This is a genomic window from Halorubrum sp. CBA1229, from assembly GCF_003721435.2.
In the GTDB taxonomy this organism is placed as follows: domain Archaea; phylum Halobacteriota; class Halobacteria; order Halobacteriales; family Haloferacaceae; genus Halorubrum.
Genome location: NZ_CP054585.1, coordinates 1,018,298 through 1,032,854, shown reverse-complemented (window position 1 = coordinate 1,032,854; position 14,557 = coordinate 1,018,298). Strand labels below are relative to the sequence as shown.

12 protein-coding genes are annotated in these 14,557 nt (G+C 64.4%); 8 read left to right on the top strand and 4 right to left on the bottom strand.

Annotated elements, in window-relative coordinates:
• Positions 1–16 precede the first annotated feature (16 nt).
• A complete protein-coding gene (locus Hrr1229_RS05125) occupies positions 17–385 on the bottom strand; it encodes a VOC family protein (protein ID WP_123113885.1) in 369 nt (122 codons plus the stop codon).
• Positions 386–598: 213 nt separating this feature from the next.
• Here Hrr1229_RS05125 and Hrr1229_RS05120 point away from each other — a divergent pair, with 213 nt between their 5' ends.
• Positions 599–3,700, top strand: a complete 3,102-nt coding sequence (locus tag Hrr1229_RS05120) for an FAD-binding and (Fe-S)-binding domain-containing protein (protein ID WP_123113886.1) — start codon at positions 599–601, stop codon at positions 3,698–3,700.
• Between the two features lie 791 nt (positions 3,701–4,491).
• On the opposite strand, the gene Hrr1229_RS05115 is transcribed toward Hrr1229_RS05120, so the two are convergent.
• A complete protein-coding gene (locus Hrr1229_RS05115) occupies positions 4,492–6,237 on the bottom strand; it encodes an L-lactate permease (RefSeq protein ID WP_123113887.1) in 1,746 nt (581 codons plus the stop codon).
• A 279-nt stretch (positions 6,238–6,516) separates the two neighbouring features.
• Here Hrr1229_RS05115 and Hrr1229_RS05110 point away from each other — a divergent pair, with 279 nt between their 5' ends.
• The 6 genes from Hrr1229_RS05110 to Hrr1229_RS05085 all read left to right on the top strand — a co-directional run bounded on the left by Hrr1229_RS05110 (position 6,517) and on the right by Hrr1229_RS05085 (position 11,965).
• Positions 6,517–7,119, top strand: coding sequence for a class I SAM-dependent methyltransferase (locus Hrr1229_RS05110; RefSeq protein WP_123113888.1), 603 nt, complete (start codon positions 6,517–6,519; stop codon positions 7,117–7,119).
• A gap of 5 nt (positions 7,120–7,124) precedes the next feature.
• Complete coding sequence (locus tag Hrr1229_RS05105) at positions 7,125–8,066, top strand: ABC transporter substrate-binding protein (protein ID WP_123114913.1); 942 nt, start codon at positions 7,125–7,127, stop codon at positions 8,064–8,066.
• A 319-nt stretch (positions 8,067–8,385) separates the two neighbouring features.
• Positions 8,386–8,790, top strand: a complete 405-nt coding sequence (tnpA, locus tag Hrr1229_RS05100) for an IS200/IS605 family transposase (protein ID WP_123113889.1) — start codon at positions 8,386–8,388, stop codon at positions 8,788–8,790.
• A 1-nt stretch (position 8,791) separates the two neighbouring features.
• Entirely contained in the window at positions 8,792–10,033 is a 1,242-nt protein-coding gene (locus Hrr1229_RS05095) for an RNA-guided endonuclease TnpB family protein (RefSeq protein ID WP_123113890.1), read from the top strand.
• Between the two features lie 182 nt (positions 10,034–10,215).
• Positions 10,216–11,232, top strand: coding sequence for an NAD-dependent epimerase/dehydratase family protein (locus tag Hrr1229_RS05090; RefSeq protein WP_123113891.1), 1,017 nt, complete (start codon positions 10,216–10,218; stop codon positions 11,230–11,232).
• 373 nt (positions 11,233–11,605) lie between these two features.
• Positions 11,606–11,965, top strand: coding sequence for a hypothetical protein (locus Hrr1229_RS05085; protein WP_148041763.1), 360 nt, complete (start codon positions 11,606–11,608; stop codon positions 11,963–11,965).
• A gap of 286 nt (positions 11,966–12,251) precedes the next feature.
• Here the strand turns inward: Hrr1229_RS05085 and Hrr1229_RS05080 are convergent, their stop codons facing one another.
• Positions 12,252–13,169 carry an EamA family transporter gene (locus Hrr1229_RS05080; protein WP_123113893.1) on the bottom strand — a complete coding sequence of 306 codons (918 nt, stop codon included), beginning with the start codon at positions 13,167–13,169 and terminating at the stop codon, positions 12,252–12,254.
• A 355-nt stretch (positions 13,170–13,524) separates the two neighbouring features.
• Here Hrr1229_RS05080 and Hrr1229_RS05075 point away from each other — a divergent pair, with 355 nt between their 5' ends.
• Positions 13,525–13,881 (top strand): hypothetical protein, encoded by a 357-nt coding sequence (locus Hrr1229_RS05075; protein ID WP_123113894.1) that lies wholly within the window; start codon positions 13,525–13,527, stop codon positions 13,879–13,881.
• Between the two features lie 214 nt (positions 13,882–14,095).
• Here Hrr1229_RS05075 and Hrr1229_RS05070 read toward each other — a convergent pair whose 3' ends face one another.
• Positions 14,096–14,554 (bottom strand): hypothetical protein, encoded by a 459-nt coding sequence (locus tag Hrr1229_RS05070; RefSeq protein ID WP_123113895.1) that lies wholly within the window; start codon positions 14,552–14,554, stop codon positions 14,096–14,098.
• Positions 14,555–14,557 lie beyond the last annotated feature (3 nt).

Genomic DNA, 14,557 nt, shown 5'->3' with positions numbered 1-14,557 from the left:
CGAGCGGGCGAGCGGATTACAGCGGTTCGATCAGCTCGACCGCGTGGCCGTCGGGGTCCTTCACGAACGCCGTGCGCGCGCCGGCTTCGGGCTGGTCGCCCGGCTCCTTCACGACGCCGTGGTGGTCGATCGCCTCGAACGCCGCGTCGACGTCGTCGACGCCGACGGCGACGTGGTCGTAGCGGTCGCCGTCCGAACTCGGCTCCTCGCCGTCGGTGTCGGACAGCTGGAACTCGACGCCGGCGTCGTCCGAGACGTAGACGTTGCGCGTGTCGCCGTCGGCGGTCGTGAACTCCCAGGAGCGCTCGAACCCGAGCTGCTCGACGTACCAGTCGGCGGTGCGGTCGGCGTCTGCCACGTTGAGACAGGTGTGGAGTATCTCCATAGGTCGCGGTGTCGCGGCGACACAATAAATCCCATCGAGACCGGCGCGCCCCCGGCGAGAGCGATCCGCGCCCCGGTCGTCGCAACCGAAAATTCAGAACAGGCGATCGGATGAAAAAAGCGAAACGGCGGGGCTGTCGCCCGGCGCCGGCGGGTCGCGATCATATTCATTTTTAACAAAGGATTTATTCGCCTTTCGACTCGGAGTTGTACTATGGCAACTGAGCCCACGTGGGGAGCTGACACGCCTGACCTGGACACGTCGGCGGCCGCGCTCGGTCACGATCGACCGGACGTGCCCGCCTACCGGGCGCTCGCGGAGGACCTCCGCGAGCGCGTCGCCGGCGAGGTCCAGTTCGACGAGTACGCGCAGGTGCTGTACGCGACCGACGGCAGCATCTATCAGGCGCGCCCGGCCGGCGTCGTGACGCCGCGGTCGGTCGACGACGTGCAGGCGGCGATGCGGGTCGCGGCCGACCACGAGGTCCCCGTCATCCCGCGGGGCGCCGGCTCCTCGCTGGGCGGCCAGACGGTCGGTCCGGGCTGTGTCGTCCTCGACTTCTCGAAGTACATGGACGAGATCGTCGAGGTCCGCCCCGACGACCGTCGGGCGGTGGTCCAGCCCGGCGTCGTCCAGGACCACCTCGACGACCGGCTGGCCGAGGACGGGCTGAAGTTCGCGCCCGACCCGGCCTCCTCGGCGCGCGCGACCGTCGTCGGCGGCATCGGCAACAACTCCACGGGCGCGCACTCGGTGCGGTACGGGATCACCGACGCGTACACGGAGGAGCTGAAAGTCGTGCTCGCGGACGGCTCGCTGCTCCACACCCGCGAGGTCGTCCTCGACTCGCCGGAGTACGAGGAGATCGTCTCGAAGGACGACCAAGAGGCCGCGCTGTACGAGACCACCCGCGCGCTCGTCGAGGAGAACGAGGCCGCGATCGACGAGAAGTACCCGAACCTCAAGCGCTCCGTCTCCGGGTACAACCTCCACAAGGTGATCTACGAGAACGACGCGGGCGAGACGGTGATCAACCTCTCGAAGCTGTTCGTCGGCGCCGAGGGGACGCTCGGCACGATCGTCGAGGCCGAGGTGTCGCTGGTCACCCGCCCCGAGGAGACGGCGCTCGCGCTGTACACCTTCGACTCGCTGGTCGACGCGATGAAGGCGGTGCCCGAGGCGCTGGAGTTCCCGGTGAGCGCGGTCGAGCTGATGGACGACGAGGTGTTCTCGCTCGCGGCCGGGTCACAGGAGTTCGCGCAGTACGCCGAGCCGATCCCGGACCGCGCGGCCGCGGCGCTCATGTTAGAGTGGGACTCCGAGCTCGTCGACGACTTCGAGGACGCCATCGCCGACACGAACGCGTACTTCGTCGACGAGGGCGACGCGTTCGACGTGCTGGAGGCGTACACGCCCGAAGACCAGGCCGACATCTGGAAGCTCCGAAAGGCGGCCATCCCGCTGTTGATGGGCATGCAGGGCGACCCGAAGCCGTACCCGTTCATCGAGGACGCGACGGTGCCGCCCGAGGAGCTCGCGGAGTACGTGGGGCAGTTCGAGGACGTCCTCACCGACCACGACACCTCGGCGGCGTACTTCGCGCACGCGGGGTCCGGCACCCTCCACATCCGGCCCATCCTCTCGCTGAAGGAGGAGGAGGGCGTCGAGAAGATGCACTCCATCTCCGAGGACGTCACCGACCTCGTCTTGGAGCACCACGGTGCCTTCTCGGGCGAGCACGGCGACGGGCTCGCGCGCACCGAGTTCAACCCGAAGATGTACGGCGAGGACCTCTGGAGCGCGTTCCAGGAGCTCAAGTCGACGTTCGACCCCGAGTGGCGGATGAACCCCGGGAAGGTCGTCTACGTCGACGGCGACACCGCCGCCGAGCGCGGCTACCCCGACACCGCCGCCGACACGGACATGCGGGAGAACCTCCGGTACGGCCCGGAGTACCAGTCGATCGAGCCGCAGACCGCCCTCGACTTCTCGGACGAGGGCGGGTTCTCGCACCTCGTCGAGCTGTGTAACGGCTGCGGCACCTGCCGGGAGGTCGACTCCGGCGTGATGTGTCCGACCTACCGCGCCTCCGAGGAGGAGATTCAGGCGACTCGCGGCCGGGCGAACATGCTCCGGGCCGCCATCAGCGGGGAGCTCGACGAGGACGAGATCCATTCCGACCGATTCCAAGAGGAAGTGCTCGGGCTCTGCGTCGGCTGCAAGGGCTGTAAGAGCGACTGTCCCACGGGGGTCGACCTCGCGAAGCTCAAAGCCGAGGTGAAACACGAGCACCACGAGGAGGAGGGGTCGGGACTCCGCGAGCGGATCTTCCGCGACATCGACCGCTTCTCGGCGCTCGGGAGCACGCTCGCGCCGATCTCGAACGCGGCGTCGAAGATCCCCGGCGCCCGCGCGGTGATGGACGCGGTCGCGGGGATCGCCCCGGACCGCGAGCTGCCGACGTTCCGCTCCGAGAGCTTCGAGGAGTGGTTCGCGTCGCGCGGCGGCTCGACGGTCGACCCCGCGGAGGCGGTCGACACGGTCGCGCTGTTCCCCGACACCTACACCAACTACAGCTACCCGGCCGCGGGCAAGGCCGCCGTCGCGGTGCTGGAGGCGGCCGGCGTCCGCGTTGAGGTCCCGGACGACCTCGCGCCCTCGGGCCGGGCGGCGTTCTCGACTGGGTTCCTCGACGACGCCCGCGAGCGCGCCGAGACCAACGTCGCGGCGCTCGCGCCCCGCGTCCGCGACGGGCAGTCGGTCGTCTTCGTCGAGCCCTCGGACGCGGTGATGTTCCAGGACGAATACCTCGACCTGCTCGACGGCGAGGACGTCGAGGCCGTCTCAGCGGCCGCGTACGGAGTCTTAGAGTACCTCGACGCCGGCCGCGTCGACGAGCGGTTGGCGTTCGACGCGCCCGCGGAGTCGCTCACGTACCACGGCCACTGCAACCAGAAGGCCACGAACAAGGACCACCACGCGGTCGGCGTGCTCCGCCGGGCCGGCTACGACGTCGACCCGCTCGACTCCTCCTGTTGCGGGATGGCCGGCTCGTTCGGCTACGAGTCCGAGCACTACGACATCTCGAAGGCGATCGGCCGGATCCTCTTCGATCAGGTCGACGAGAGCGACGGCGAGACGGTGACCGCGCCGGGCGCCTCCTGTCGCTCGCAGCTCGGCGACCGCGACGCCGACGCGGAGAACCCGCCGCACCCGATCGAGAAGGTCGCCGAGGCGGTGACCGGACCCGCGCCCGACGCCGTCGCCGACGCGGGCGCCGCCGACGCGACGAGCGCGTCGCCCGCCGACGACTGAGCCGGCGTCGCGGGCGACGGGCCTCGCGACACGGACTTTTGCTGCCGCCATTTTTCATGTCTCGCGTATCGACAGCACGAGACGGGTGACGAGCGACACCGGAAGCGGGTGGATCAAACCGACATCTCCGAGACGATATTTAAAAAAGCGAGCGACCGCGACGATCATTTATAAAACTGACGCGGTCGGCGCGTGCCGCCGAGCGCCCGCAGGGCGCGAGGTGCGCGCGCGAGGGAGTCGCTGGCGGCGCCAGCCGCCAGCGACGAGGCTGGGGAGGCGTGAGGCTGCGGTCCCGCGAGCAACGCGAGCGGGAGCACGGAAGTCGCAGCCTGCGAAGCGAACGTAGTGAGCGAGCAGGACCGTCTTCCGGCGGTGCCGTGCGGAGCGGGGCGGGACTCAAAGGGGCAGTCGCGAGGACGGCACAGGCGTTCACGAGAGCAACGCTCTCGTGAGCCAATCAGAACGCTTCGCGTTCTGATGACGACGTAGGCAGCGTGGCGCGTAGCGCCACGGGCAGCCGGCGGCGGAGCCGCCGGCGACACCGCAGGGAGTGAGCGAAGCGAACGACCGAAGCGCGCAGCGAGCGTGCGCCGTCCTCGCGGCTGGGGCTTTGGAGGAATTTAGCGTGGAATAGTCAGATACGTATCGCCGAGTGGCTGGGCCTTTGGCGGTGTTCACCGTCCCCCCACTGTCAGCCAATTATCAGCGAGCGGCCGTGGCTCCGGACGCGTTCGTCTCGGATCGTCGATGGATTATAAAAAAAGAGCCGCACCGCAGTACCGTTCCCGCGTTCAGAACACGCCGGGGAACAGCACGTAGCTGAACAGCAGACACAGCAGACCGACGCCCGTCGCGTAGTACAGCAGCGGGATCAGGTTCAGCCGCATCACCCGCCCCTCCTGTCCGAGGAGGCCGACCGTCGCCAGCGCGGCGACGAGGTTGTGGATCGCGACGAGGTTCCCGATGGCGCCGCCGACGGCCTGCGCGCCGACGATGATCGTGCGCGGCAGTCCGAGCTGCGTCGCCGCCTCGAACTGGAACGCGCCGAACGTGATGTTCGAGACGGTGTTCGACCCGGCCATCGCCGCGCCGAGCGCGCCGATGAGCGACGCGAACGCCGGGTACGCGACGCCGAGGATGTCGGCGGTCGTCTGCGCGAGCAGGACGATCATGCTGACGCCGCCCGGCGTGTTTCCGGGGTGGGCGCCGGACTGGAGCATCACCTGCACCATCGCGATCACGAACACCAAGGCGATGAACGGCGAGACGATCTTCCGGCCGGCCTCCTTCCACGCGTCGCCGATTTCCTGCCCGGACATGCTGAAGATCGGGATCGCGAGCACGGCGCTCACGAGCAGCCAGAAGCCCGGCACGTTCATCCACGCGACCGCTCCGGTGAGGTCGGTGCCGAGGATGTTACCCCAGCTGACGATGAAGATGTCGCGGTTGATGAAGTCCGAGATCGGTCCCACCGCGCGGGTGACGACCAGCAGGATCACGAGCAGGACGTACGGCGACCACGCCTTGAACAGCGACATGTCCTCGTCGCCGCTGAGGTCGGCCGCCTGGGCCTCGGGCGAACCGCCGTTGCTGCCGTTCGACTGTCCCGGCTCGATCGTTCCGACCCAGTGGTCGGCCCACTTCTCGCGCTCGGGGAACTCCCACTCGTCGTCGGGCAGGAGGTATCCCGCGCGCAGAACGGTCAGGATGATGGTGCCGCCGACCATCGACCCGATGAGCGACGGGAATTCGGCCGTGAGGAACCACGCCGAGATCCAGTACGGGACCGCGAAGGCGATCCCCGACGCGATACAGAGCGGCGCGACCTCCCAGGCCGGCTTCAGCGACCGGTCCTCCGGGTCACCGAAGAAGTAGACGACCATCCCGACCGCGAACAGCGGCATCACGAACCCGACCAAGGCGTGATACGTCGCCGCCCAGGCCGCCACGTTGACGGAGAACTCCTGGACGGTCATCCCGCCGTCCTGGATCGCGGTGCGAGTGAACTCGACGCTCTCCATCGGGTTTTGGATCCCGACCACGATCGGCGTCCCCACCGCCCCGTACGTGACGGCGATGATGTGGCCGATGATCCCGGCGACGACCGCCGCGAGCGCCGGGAAGCCGAGCCCCAAAAGGAGCGGCGCGACGACGGCGGCCGGCGTCCCGAAGCCGGCGGCGCCCTCGATGAACGTCGCCATGAAGAAGGCGATCAACACGATCTGTACGCGTCGGTCGTCGCTGACCGTCGCGAACCCCTGATTGATTCGGTCGAACGCGCCGGCCTCCATCAGGGTGTACAGGAGAACGAGCGCCCCGAAGACGATCCAGAGGATCTCGATCGCGGTCATGAACCCTCCCGCCGACGCCGCGAGCAACCAGTTCACCGGCATGTTCCACGCAGCGTACCCGATCCCCATGGCCGCGACCCACGCGATCGGCATCGCGCGCGTCGCCGGCCAGAGGAACCCGACCAGTAGAATCCCCGCGAGCAGGAGCGGGATCGCGGCCACGGCGACGTCGATCCCCGTCGTCATGGGTCCGTCCCCCCGTTACTCTCGTTCACTCGATTCCGTCGACGACTCATGTGACAGGTTACCATCCACATACGACGCGAAGGACATCACGTTCATTAATTATAAAATGTAACTTTTCTCTGCGCCGTTCTTTCCCAGCTTACCCCCGTCACATGTCGCAAAAACTCCCGGGACCACTTTCTTTATCATTAGTCATCTATCAATCTGAACACCTCTGGCCTCACGCAGTTTGCGACCGGCCGCCCGAGGAGTGATGTGTCTCGCACGGTACCAATAGGCATGAACCGAAGCGAGGTGCGGCGAGCGTGGGACGACGTGGCGGCGACGTACGCCGACCGACGCGACCCGGACGGCTCCGACGCGGCGCTGATCGACGACCTGCTCGCCGGGCTTCCGCCCGACCCGGACGTCCTCGACGTCGGTTGCGGCGACGGGGCGCGGACGCTCGCGAACCTCCCGGCCGGCAGCGTCGGGGTCGACGTCTCGCGGCGCGGGCTCGACCTCGCGGCCGAGACCGTTCCCGAGGCCCGGCTCGTTCACGGAGAGATGTCCGCGCTCCCGCTCGCGGCCGAGAGTGTCGACGCGATCACGGCGTACCACGCGGTGTTTCACGTCGAGCGCGACCGCCACCCCGACGTGTACGCGGAGTTCGCCCGCGCCCTCCGCCCGGGCGGACGGCTCCTCATGACCCTTCCGGGCGGCCGGTTCGAGACGGTGCGCCGCGGCTGGATGGGCGGCCGCATGTTCTTCTCGGCGCCGGGCCGCGACCGCACCCTCGCGCAGCTCCGCGAGGCCGGGTTCACCGACGTCGAGACGACGACCGCGACCGACCCGCTCGGGAGCGACACCGAGTTCGCGCTCGCGACGCTCGGCGGGGGGTGACCGACGTGCGCGTCGCCACGCTGCTTCCCTCCGCCACGGAGACGCTGTTCGCGCTCGGCGTCGAACCAGTCGGCGTCTCGCACAGCTGCGACTACCCGCCCGTGGCTCGTGACCTGCCGACGCTCACGAGCACCGCCGTCGACCACGACGACCGCTCGGCCAGCGACATCGACGCCCAGATGCGGTCGGTCGACGGTGCCGTCTACGATCTCGACGTCGACCGCCTCGCCGCGCTGGAGCCGAACCTCGTCGTCACGCAGGCGACCTGCGACGTCTGCGCGGTCGACGCGAGCGGGGTCCGCGAGGCCGTCGCGTCGATCGACTCCGCGCCCGAGGTGCTGACGCTCGACCCGCACGCGTTCGAGGACGTCCTCGACGACGTGATGCGTCTCGGCGAGGCGGTCGACCGCCCCGACGCCGCCGAGGCGCTCACCGACCGACTGAGGGCTCGCGTCGACCACGTCCGGGAGCACGCGGCCGACCCGGTCGCCGCCGAGGGTCGCCCCCGCACCGCCGTCCTCGACTGGACCGACCCGCCGATCCGGGCCGGTCACTGGGTGCGCGACATGGTCGAGATCGCCGGCGGCGACCCGTCGTTCCAGCCCGACGGCGCCTCCGAGCCGGTGGCGTGGGACGGTGTCCGCGCGTACGACCCCGAGGCGCTCGTCGTCGCGCCCTGCGGCTTCGAACGCGACCGCGCCGTCGACGCGATCGCGGACCTCGCCGACCGACCGGGGTGGCGCGACCTCGCCGCGGTCGCCGACGACCGAGCGTACGCGATCGACGGCAACGCGCTGTTCAACCGACCGAGCCACCGGCTCGTCGACTCGCTGGAGGCGCTATTGGCGTGTCTGCACCCCGAGTACGCGGCGGCGCCGCCCGGCGAGCGGGACCGCGTCGCGCACGTCAACGCGGGGACGGCGTCGATGCGCGCCGACGGCGGGTGACGCCGACCGCGGGCCCGCGACCTGGATCCGTTGACGTCCTCAGCGGCTGCCAGGTGTCGCACGCTGAATACAGAGGATGGGCCTTGTTTAGCTGGATATAGGCGCTAAGCCCCCACCCTCAACGGAGCGACTGAAGGGAGCGGAGTAGGGTGGGGATACAGCGTCCCCAGAAATCGAAGATTTCTGGTGTGCGAACGAGACGCGGAGCGTCTCGTCAACGCCGTCATCATCTGTTTATACAGCGATACGGTTGCAAGCCCACAGCCCCACGTGGTCGTAATGGTTTTGTATTGGGGTACCGTATAATTGTACGAACCTAATGGAATACGACCTCGATTCGGGAGCGCACTCGACGTATTCCCTGCACTACCACCTGATACTCACTACGAAGTATCGGCGCGGAGTGCTAACCGAGGAGCGAACCCAATTCATTCGCGGGGTCATCAGCGGGTTCACGGACAACTACGGCGTCGAACTGACGAACCTCGACGGAGAGGACGACCACGTACACATCCTGTTCCGAGCGAAACCAACCACGGACCTCGTGAAGTTCATCAACACGGTCAAGGGCGCGACTGCTCGCCGTATCCGCAACGAGTACGCGGATAAACTGAAGACCGAACTGTGGGGCGACTCGTTCTGGAACGACTCCTACTGCCTCATCTCGACGGGGCAGGTGTCGTTGGATGTGCTGAAACAGTACGTCGAGGACCAACGCGAGTAGCATGTACTACGCCTACAAATATCGTCTCAAGCCGTCCGACGCCCACCGTGAGGAGTTGGACCGCCACCGAGACATTTGTAGGCAACTGTACAACCACACGCGCTACCGCCTCAACGAGTACCAAAACGAACACGGCGAACTGCCGTCCATGACCACCCTGCGGTCGGAGCTACCTGACCTCAAGAAATGGTGGGACGGTCTCTCGGACGTGTACTCGAAGGTGCTCCAAACCGTCGTAGAGCGTCTGTTCGACAACCTCAAAGGACTCTCCAAGCTCAAGGAGAACGGCTACGGCGTCGGTCAACTCAAATGGAAGCCACCGCGGGAGTTCCGCAGTTTCACGTACAGTCAGTCTGGCTTCAAGCTCGACAAGAAGGGCGGTCAGGCTGTCCTGTCACTCTCGAAACTCGCGGATATACCGATACGGCTCCACCGCGCCATCCCCGATGACGCGAAGCTCAAGCAAGTCACGGTCAAGAAGGAACTAACGGGCGAGTGGTTCGCCACGTTCGGCGTCGAAATGGACCACGAACTGCCCGACCCGCCCGAGACTCCCGAGAAGTGCGTCGGTATCGACGTGGGAATTCTCAAGTACGCCCATGACACCGACGGTACGGCTGTCGGGTCACTCGACCTCTCAGACGAGCGCGAACGCTTGGAACGCGAGCAACGGAAACTCTCGCGCAAACAGCATGGGTCGAACAACTACGAGAAGCAACGGCGACGAGTCGCGGAGTGTCACGCCGATCTCCGACGAAAGCGCCGCGACTTCTTACACAAGCTCTCGGCGTACTACGCTCGGGAATACGACCTCGTGGCGGTCGAAAACCTAAACGTGAAGGGGATGATGAAGTCGCCGTCGAACAGCCGCAACACGGCATCTGCCGCATGGGGGACGTTCCTCTCGTTGCTCGAATACAAGTGCAAGCGTGAGGGGACGCACTTCGTCGCGGTCAACCCGAAAGGGACGACCAAGGAGTGCGCGTCGTGCGGCGTCTCAACCGATAAGCCGTTGTGGGTCCGTGAACACTCCTGTCCCGCTTGCGGATTTGAGGCGGACAGGGACGCGAACGCGGCGTGGAACATTCTTTCTCGCGGCCTCGAAGATGTAGGAGTGGGACACTCCGAATCAACGCCTGTGGAGACTGCGCTCCCTGTGGATACGCCTGTATCTGCAAAGCGCGTCGTGAAAGCAGGAAGCCCTACCCTCAAGGAGCGAACCGCGTCAGCGGTGAGCGAGTAGGGTGGGGTAGTTCACCCAACACGGACGCTAACTCACGTTACCGAGAGCGTCTAAACGAGGCTCAGAGGATGCATATACCAAGGGATTACACTAGAGGTGAGGGGTGAAATAGCTGAACCTACATGCTCGAAAAGAGTGGCCCACCCAAACCTATATTAAGAATCATTATATATTTTTACTTTATGAAATACTTTGTCACTGGTGGTACCGGGTTTATTGGGACTAATCTCGTGGAGATCCTCGTGAACGATGGGCATGAAGTAGTTGTGCTTACCCGTGACCTCACTAAGGCAGAACATCTACCAGAACCCGTTGAAATAATTGAGGGGGACATTACAGATAAACAGAGTATGCGCGACGCCATGGACGGCGTCGATGGAGTGTTTCATCTGGCTGCTTGGTTCCAAATCGGGCCTGGACCATGGAATGCTGAGAAGGCCGAACGCATCAACGTCGATGGGACCCGTAATGTTCTCGAATTGATGAACGAACTGGACGTGCCAAAGGGCCTCTACGTGAGCACCGTCGGAGTCTACGGGAATACGGGCGGCGAGTACGTCACCGAATCGTACCGGTCTCCAAACAACTTTAGTTCGGTGTATCAGCGAACGAAGTGGCAGGCACATTACGAGGTGGCGGAGCCGATGATTGAAGACGGACTGCCGCTCGTAATAGCCTCTCTCGGAGCGATTTTCGGACCGGGAGACAAGGATTACGGTGGCACTCCACGGACTGGCTTTACTGGTTACCTCAAACAAGAACTCCCGATGATACCGAACGATTTCGTCCTCCCGTTCGACTACGTCGAGGACACGGCCGCGAACATCAAACGAGCGATGGACGAGGGCGAACAGGGGGAAGAGTACATTATTGCGAGCGAACCGCGGAACTTCGTCGATGTCCTTGATCTCGCGGAACGACTCACAGGAATTCCGGCTCCGCGGGCGGTGCCCGGGAAGATATTTCAGTTAATGAGTTACGGGGTGACAGGACTGGAGTCTCTCACTCGTCCACCGGAAGGGTTTGAAAGCGAGCTGCTCGGCTTTTTCGCCACTGGTGGAGTGCTCGTCGATAACTCGAAGGCCAAACGCGAACTCGGAATCGACCATCGGCCTTTTGAAGAATCATTACGGCTATACCTCGAATGGGAGATTGAACAACAGGGCCTAGATCAAAAGATCACCGGAGAAATCGCCTGAAAACCACGGGCAGGAGTTTCTTGATTTGTTTTATACATCCTACCTCAGTATCTGATTTTGAAATGATCGGACTGCCGACCTCCGCTAGGTGAACAGGTATATTCACCCTCAATCCTCTCCAGTCGGTCGTGTAAGATACGCGCCCTCTATTCAGCACGTGCTGCCGCAATCACTCCAGTTCTGTCAGTATTGCCTGACCGATACAGAGGGTGTAGTCAGCACGGGAACTGTGTTATTTTCTTCACATGGATCCTAAATCAGCCGGTAGAATGTGCCTGCGAACGGAGCGGTTACGATAGTATTCCGCCACCGGAGTACCGTCCAGTGAAGTGTGAAGCAAAACAGATTAGTGATGCGTTTTGAACTGGCTTGTATGCCCTCCACTAGGCGACAGATGCTCGTCCCCGTTGGAGCGTCTCTTTTGGGAGTTGCCGGATGTCTAGGGTTGGGAGATCCGAATTTGGTGATCAACAACGAGTTGAACCAGAGGATAACTGCAAACATCGATATTACCAGGATGTCGGATATGCGGGTGGTGATGCGTACTGGTCGCTCGATTGGAGCCGAAGAAACGACGAAGCTCTCGTATCCGTTTGAGGAACCTGGCGAGTATCGAATTCAAATTACCGCTCAGGAGGCGACTGTTGGCGGAGAAACGACCGTCTTTGTCGATGAATCCGCTGTTATCCACGCCACTCTCGATCCCGACGGAGTGTCGTTTGAAACCCGATAACGCTTACCCCACTATCGCCCTTGGAGTCGTGTGTACTCCCGATACGGAGCGATACTTGACTTCGCTGTACTGACCGATCACTCTCTCCCGGAGATTGGTATCGGCTCGTGCCACATTCGCACCCTGTAACTACCACGCCGGACGATTGAAAACTGGGAGATTTCTCGTGGCGATTTTGCGCTCTGTATTCCGCGCGAATGGAGGTGGTGTCGCCGTTGGGGGGTTCAACAAAGCCAACCGAGTAGCAGACGATCGCCGCGAGGCCGGCGGATGCTGGTCGAGCCAGTTAGTCGCCGGTCGCTGGTGCGGCTTCGTCGATAAGCGCATCGCGAATGGCGTCGCGTTTGACGAGCGCGAAGCCGACGGCGATGACGAGGAAGCCGAGGATGGTGGTCGCTGCGAGACGTTCGTCGAGGAAGAGCCATCCGGTTATGGCGGCGAACACGGGGGCGACGTACCCGAAGAGGTTGACCTCGACGGGACCGAGGCGGTCTAAGAGCGTGTAGTAGAGGAGGTAGCCGACGACGCCAGCGGCGAGCACGAGGAACCCGAACGCGATGAGTACGTCCGTGGTGAGTGCGACGGTCTGGGGTTCGCCGCGGGCGAGGCTGGCGGCGTGGAGGACGGGACCGCCGACGAGCATCATCCAGCCCTGGCGGGCGGCGACGCCGAGCGTGGGGGTTTCGCGGCGGAGGGCGACGGCGGCGAGCGCGAACACGACCGCGCTCGCGGTCAGGAGTGCGACGCCGAGCGGGTCGGGTGGCTGTATGTCGGTGGGGCCGGGGACGACAAGGATGCTGGTGCCGACGAGACCGAGGAGGATACCGAGGACGCGCGTAGGCGTCGGGCGGGCGGTGTCAAGGGCGACGACGGCGAACGCGACGCTCCAGATGGGGACGGTAGCGAGGACGACCGCGCCGACGGCCCCAGAGACCATGGTCTGGCCGACGAAGAGGAGGCCATTGTGGACAGCGATCATGCCGACACCACCGATCAGGATAGTCGTGACGTCGGCGCTGGTGGGGTGGACCTGTTGGCTGCGGGCGAGTGCGTACCCGAGGACGACCACGCCGATAGCGTCGAACCGGAGTGCGGCCATCAGCAGCGGCTCGACGCCCGCTTTCGCGGCGCGTATGGCGGGATAGGAGGCGCCCCAGAGGGCGGCGAGCGCGAGGAACCCGAGGGCGTTCTCGTAGCGCTTCACGTGCCGACGCAGGCGACCACACAGAATAGCTTTTGCGTGGTGAGAACACCCAACACGATCCGGGTCGTCACGATACCCGGTAACAGTTCAGCTCCGGGGGTAGTCTGGCAAGTGTCTTCTGCCCGATTCGCGCCCTCTACTCAGCACGTGCTGCCGCAATCACTCCAGTTCTGTCAGTAATTGCCTGACCGATACAGAGAGTGCAGTCAGCGCAGCGGCTTCGTTTCTTTCAGATACTTTCAGCTGAATTAGCTGCTCAGTGTGGCTGCGTATTTACTACTGCAATCGCGGTGTTCAGTCTCTATCCAAATTGAGAACACCCATTTTTTAACATATCGTGGAGAACGTCAGTTGCATGCCCTCCCTGAAACGTGTCCATCTTGTAGCAGCATTCGTCTTGCTTGGTGTCACTGCGTTCCTTTACTCGGTGATTATCACCCAAGAACTCCTTCTCGGCACGGGCGTTGCGATCGCGTCCTTCGTCGTCGCAATATTCGCGTACTACGGAGGTACCAACCGAAAGACAGCCACTCGCGCAACGATCACCGTCACACTCATTTACGGCGTTTTCACTCTCCAGCTTCCTATTGCTGTCATCGCGGCCTGCGTCGTCTACCTCACCGTGTGGCTGACCGGCTCGGACAGTCCACTCGACGCACCTGACACGCAGGTCTTCCCGGTCGAATCGACGGCTACCAACGAATCCGACTAGAGCAAGTGAACCGGACGATCTATGGGTCCCTTGAGGCGATCAGTCGCCGATTCTTGGTACGTGGTTTGTTCAGTGAGTCACCCAAACTGACCGCACTGAACAGCCTCGAACCGACCGAGTCATCGTGTAAGACTCGCGCGCTGCATTCAGCGTCGCCGCTCTAACCTATCAGTCACAGCGGATCGTAACGCAACCCGCGATCTCGACCGGCCAGTCAGGTCTCGGATCGGTCGCAGAGCCCGGACAGCGTCGCCGCCTCGCGGAGGTCGTCGACCGTGCAGTACCAGGCCCCCCGCACCCCGTTCGCGTCGTTCTCGACCGGCGAGTCGAGCGGGACCAGTTCCCCGAACTCGAAGACGACGACGACCCGCTCCTCGGAGAAGGGGTCGATAAGCGCCTCCCAGTCGGTTTCGTCCATGGGGCCGGGCTCGCCGCGGGTCTGCTCTGCCCGGTCGACGACGCGGGCGTAGTGGGTGACCGCCGACACCGGCGCGGTCCGGTAGAAGGCCATGTAGTCGAAGTCGACGCGGGTGCGGTCGTACGACCGCGGCGCGGGGTAGAACCCCTCGCGGCAGCGCTCGAACGTGTCCGGTCGCGTCGCGACGACGCAGACCCGCGCGTCGTCAGGGGCGTCGTCGGTCGGCGCGTCGGCGGCGAATCGGTCGAGGTCCATCGC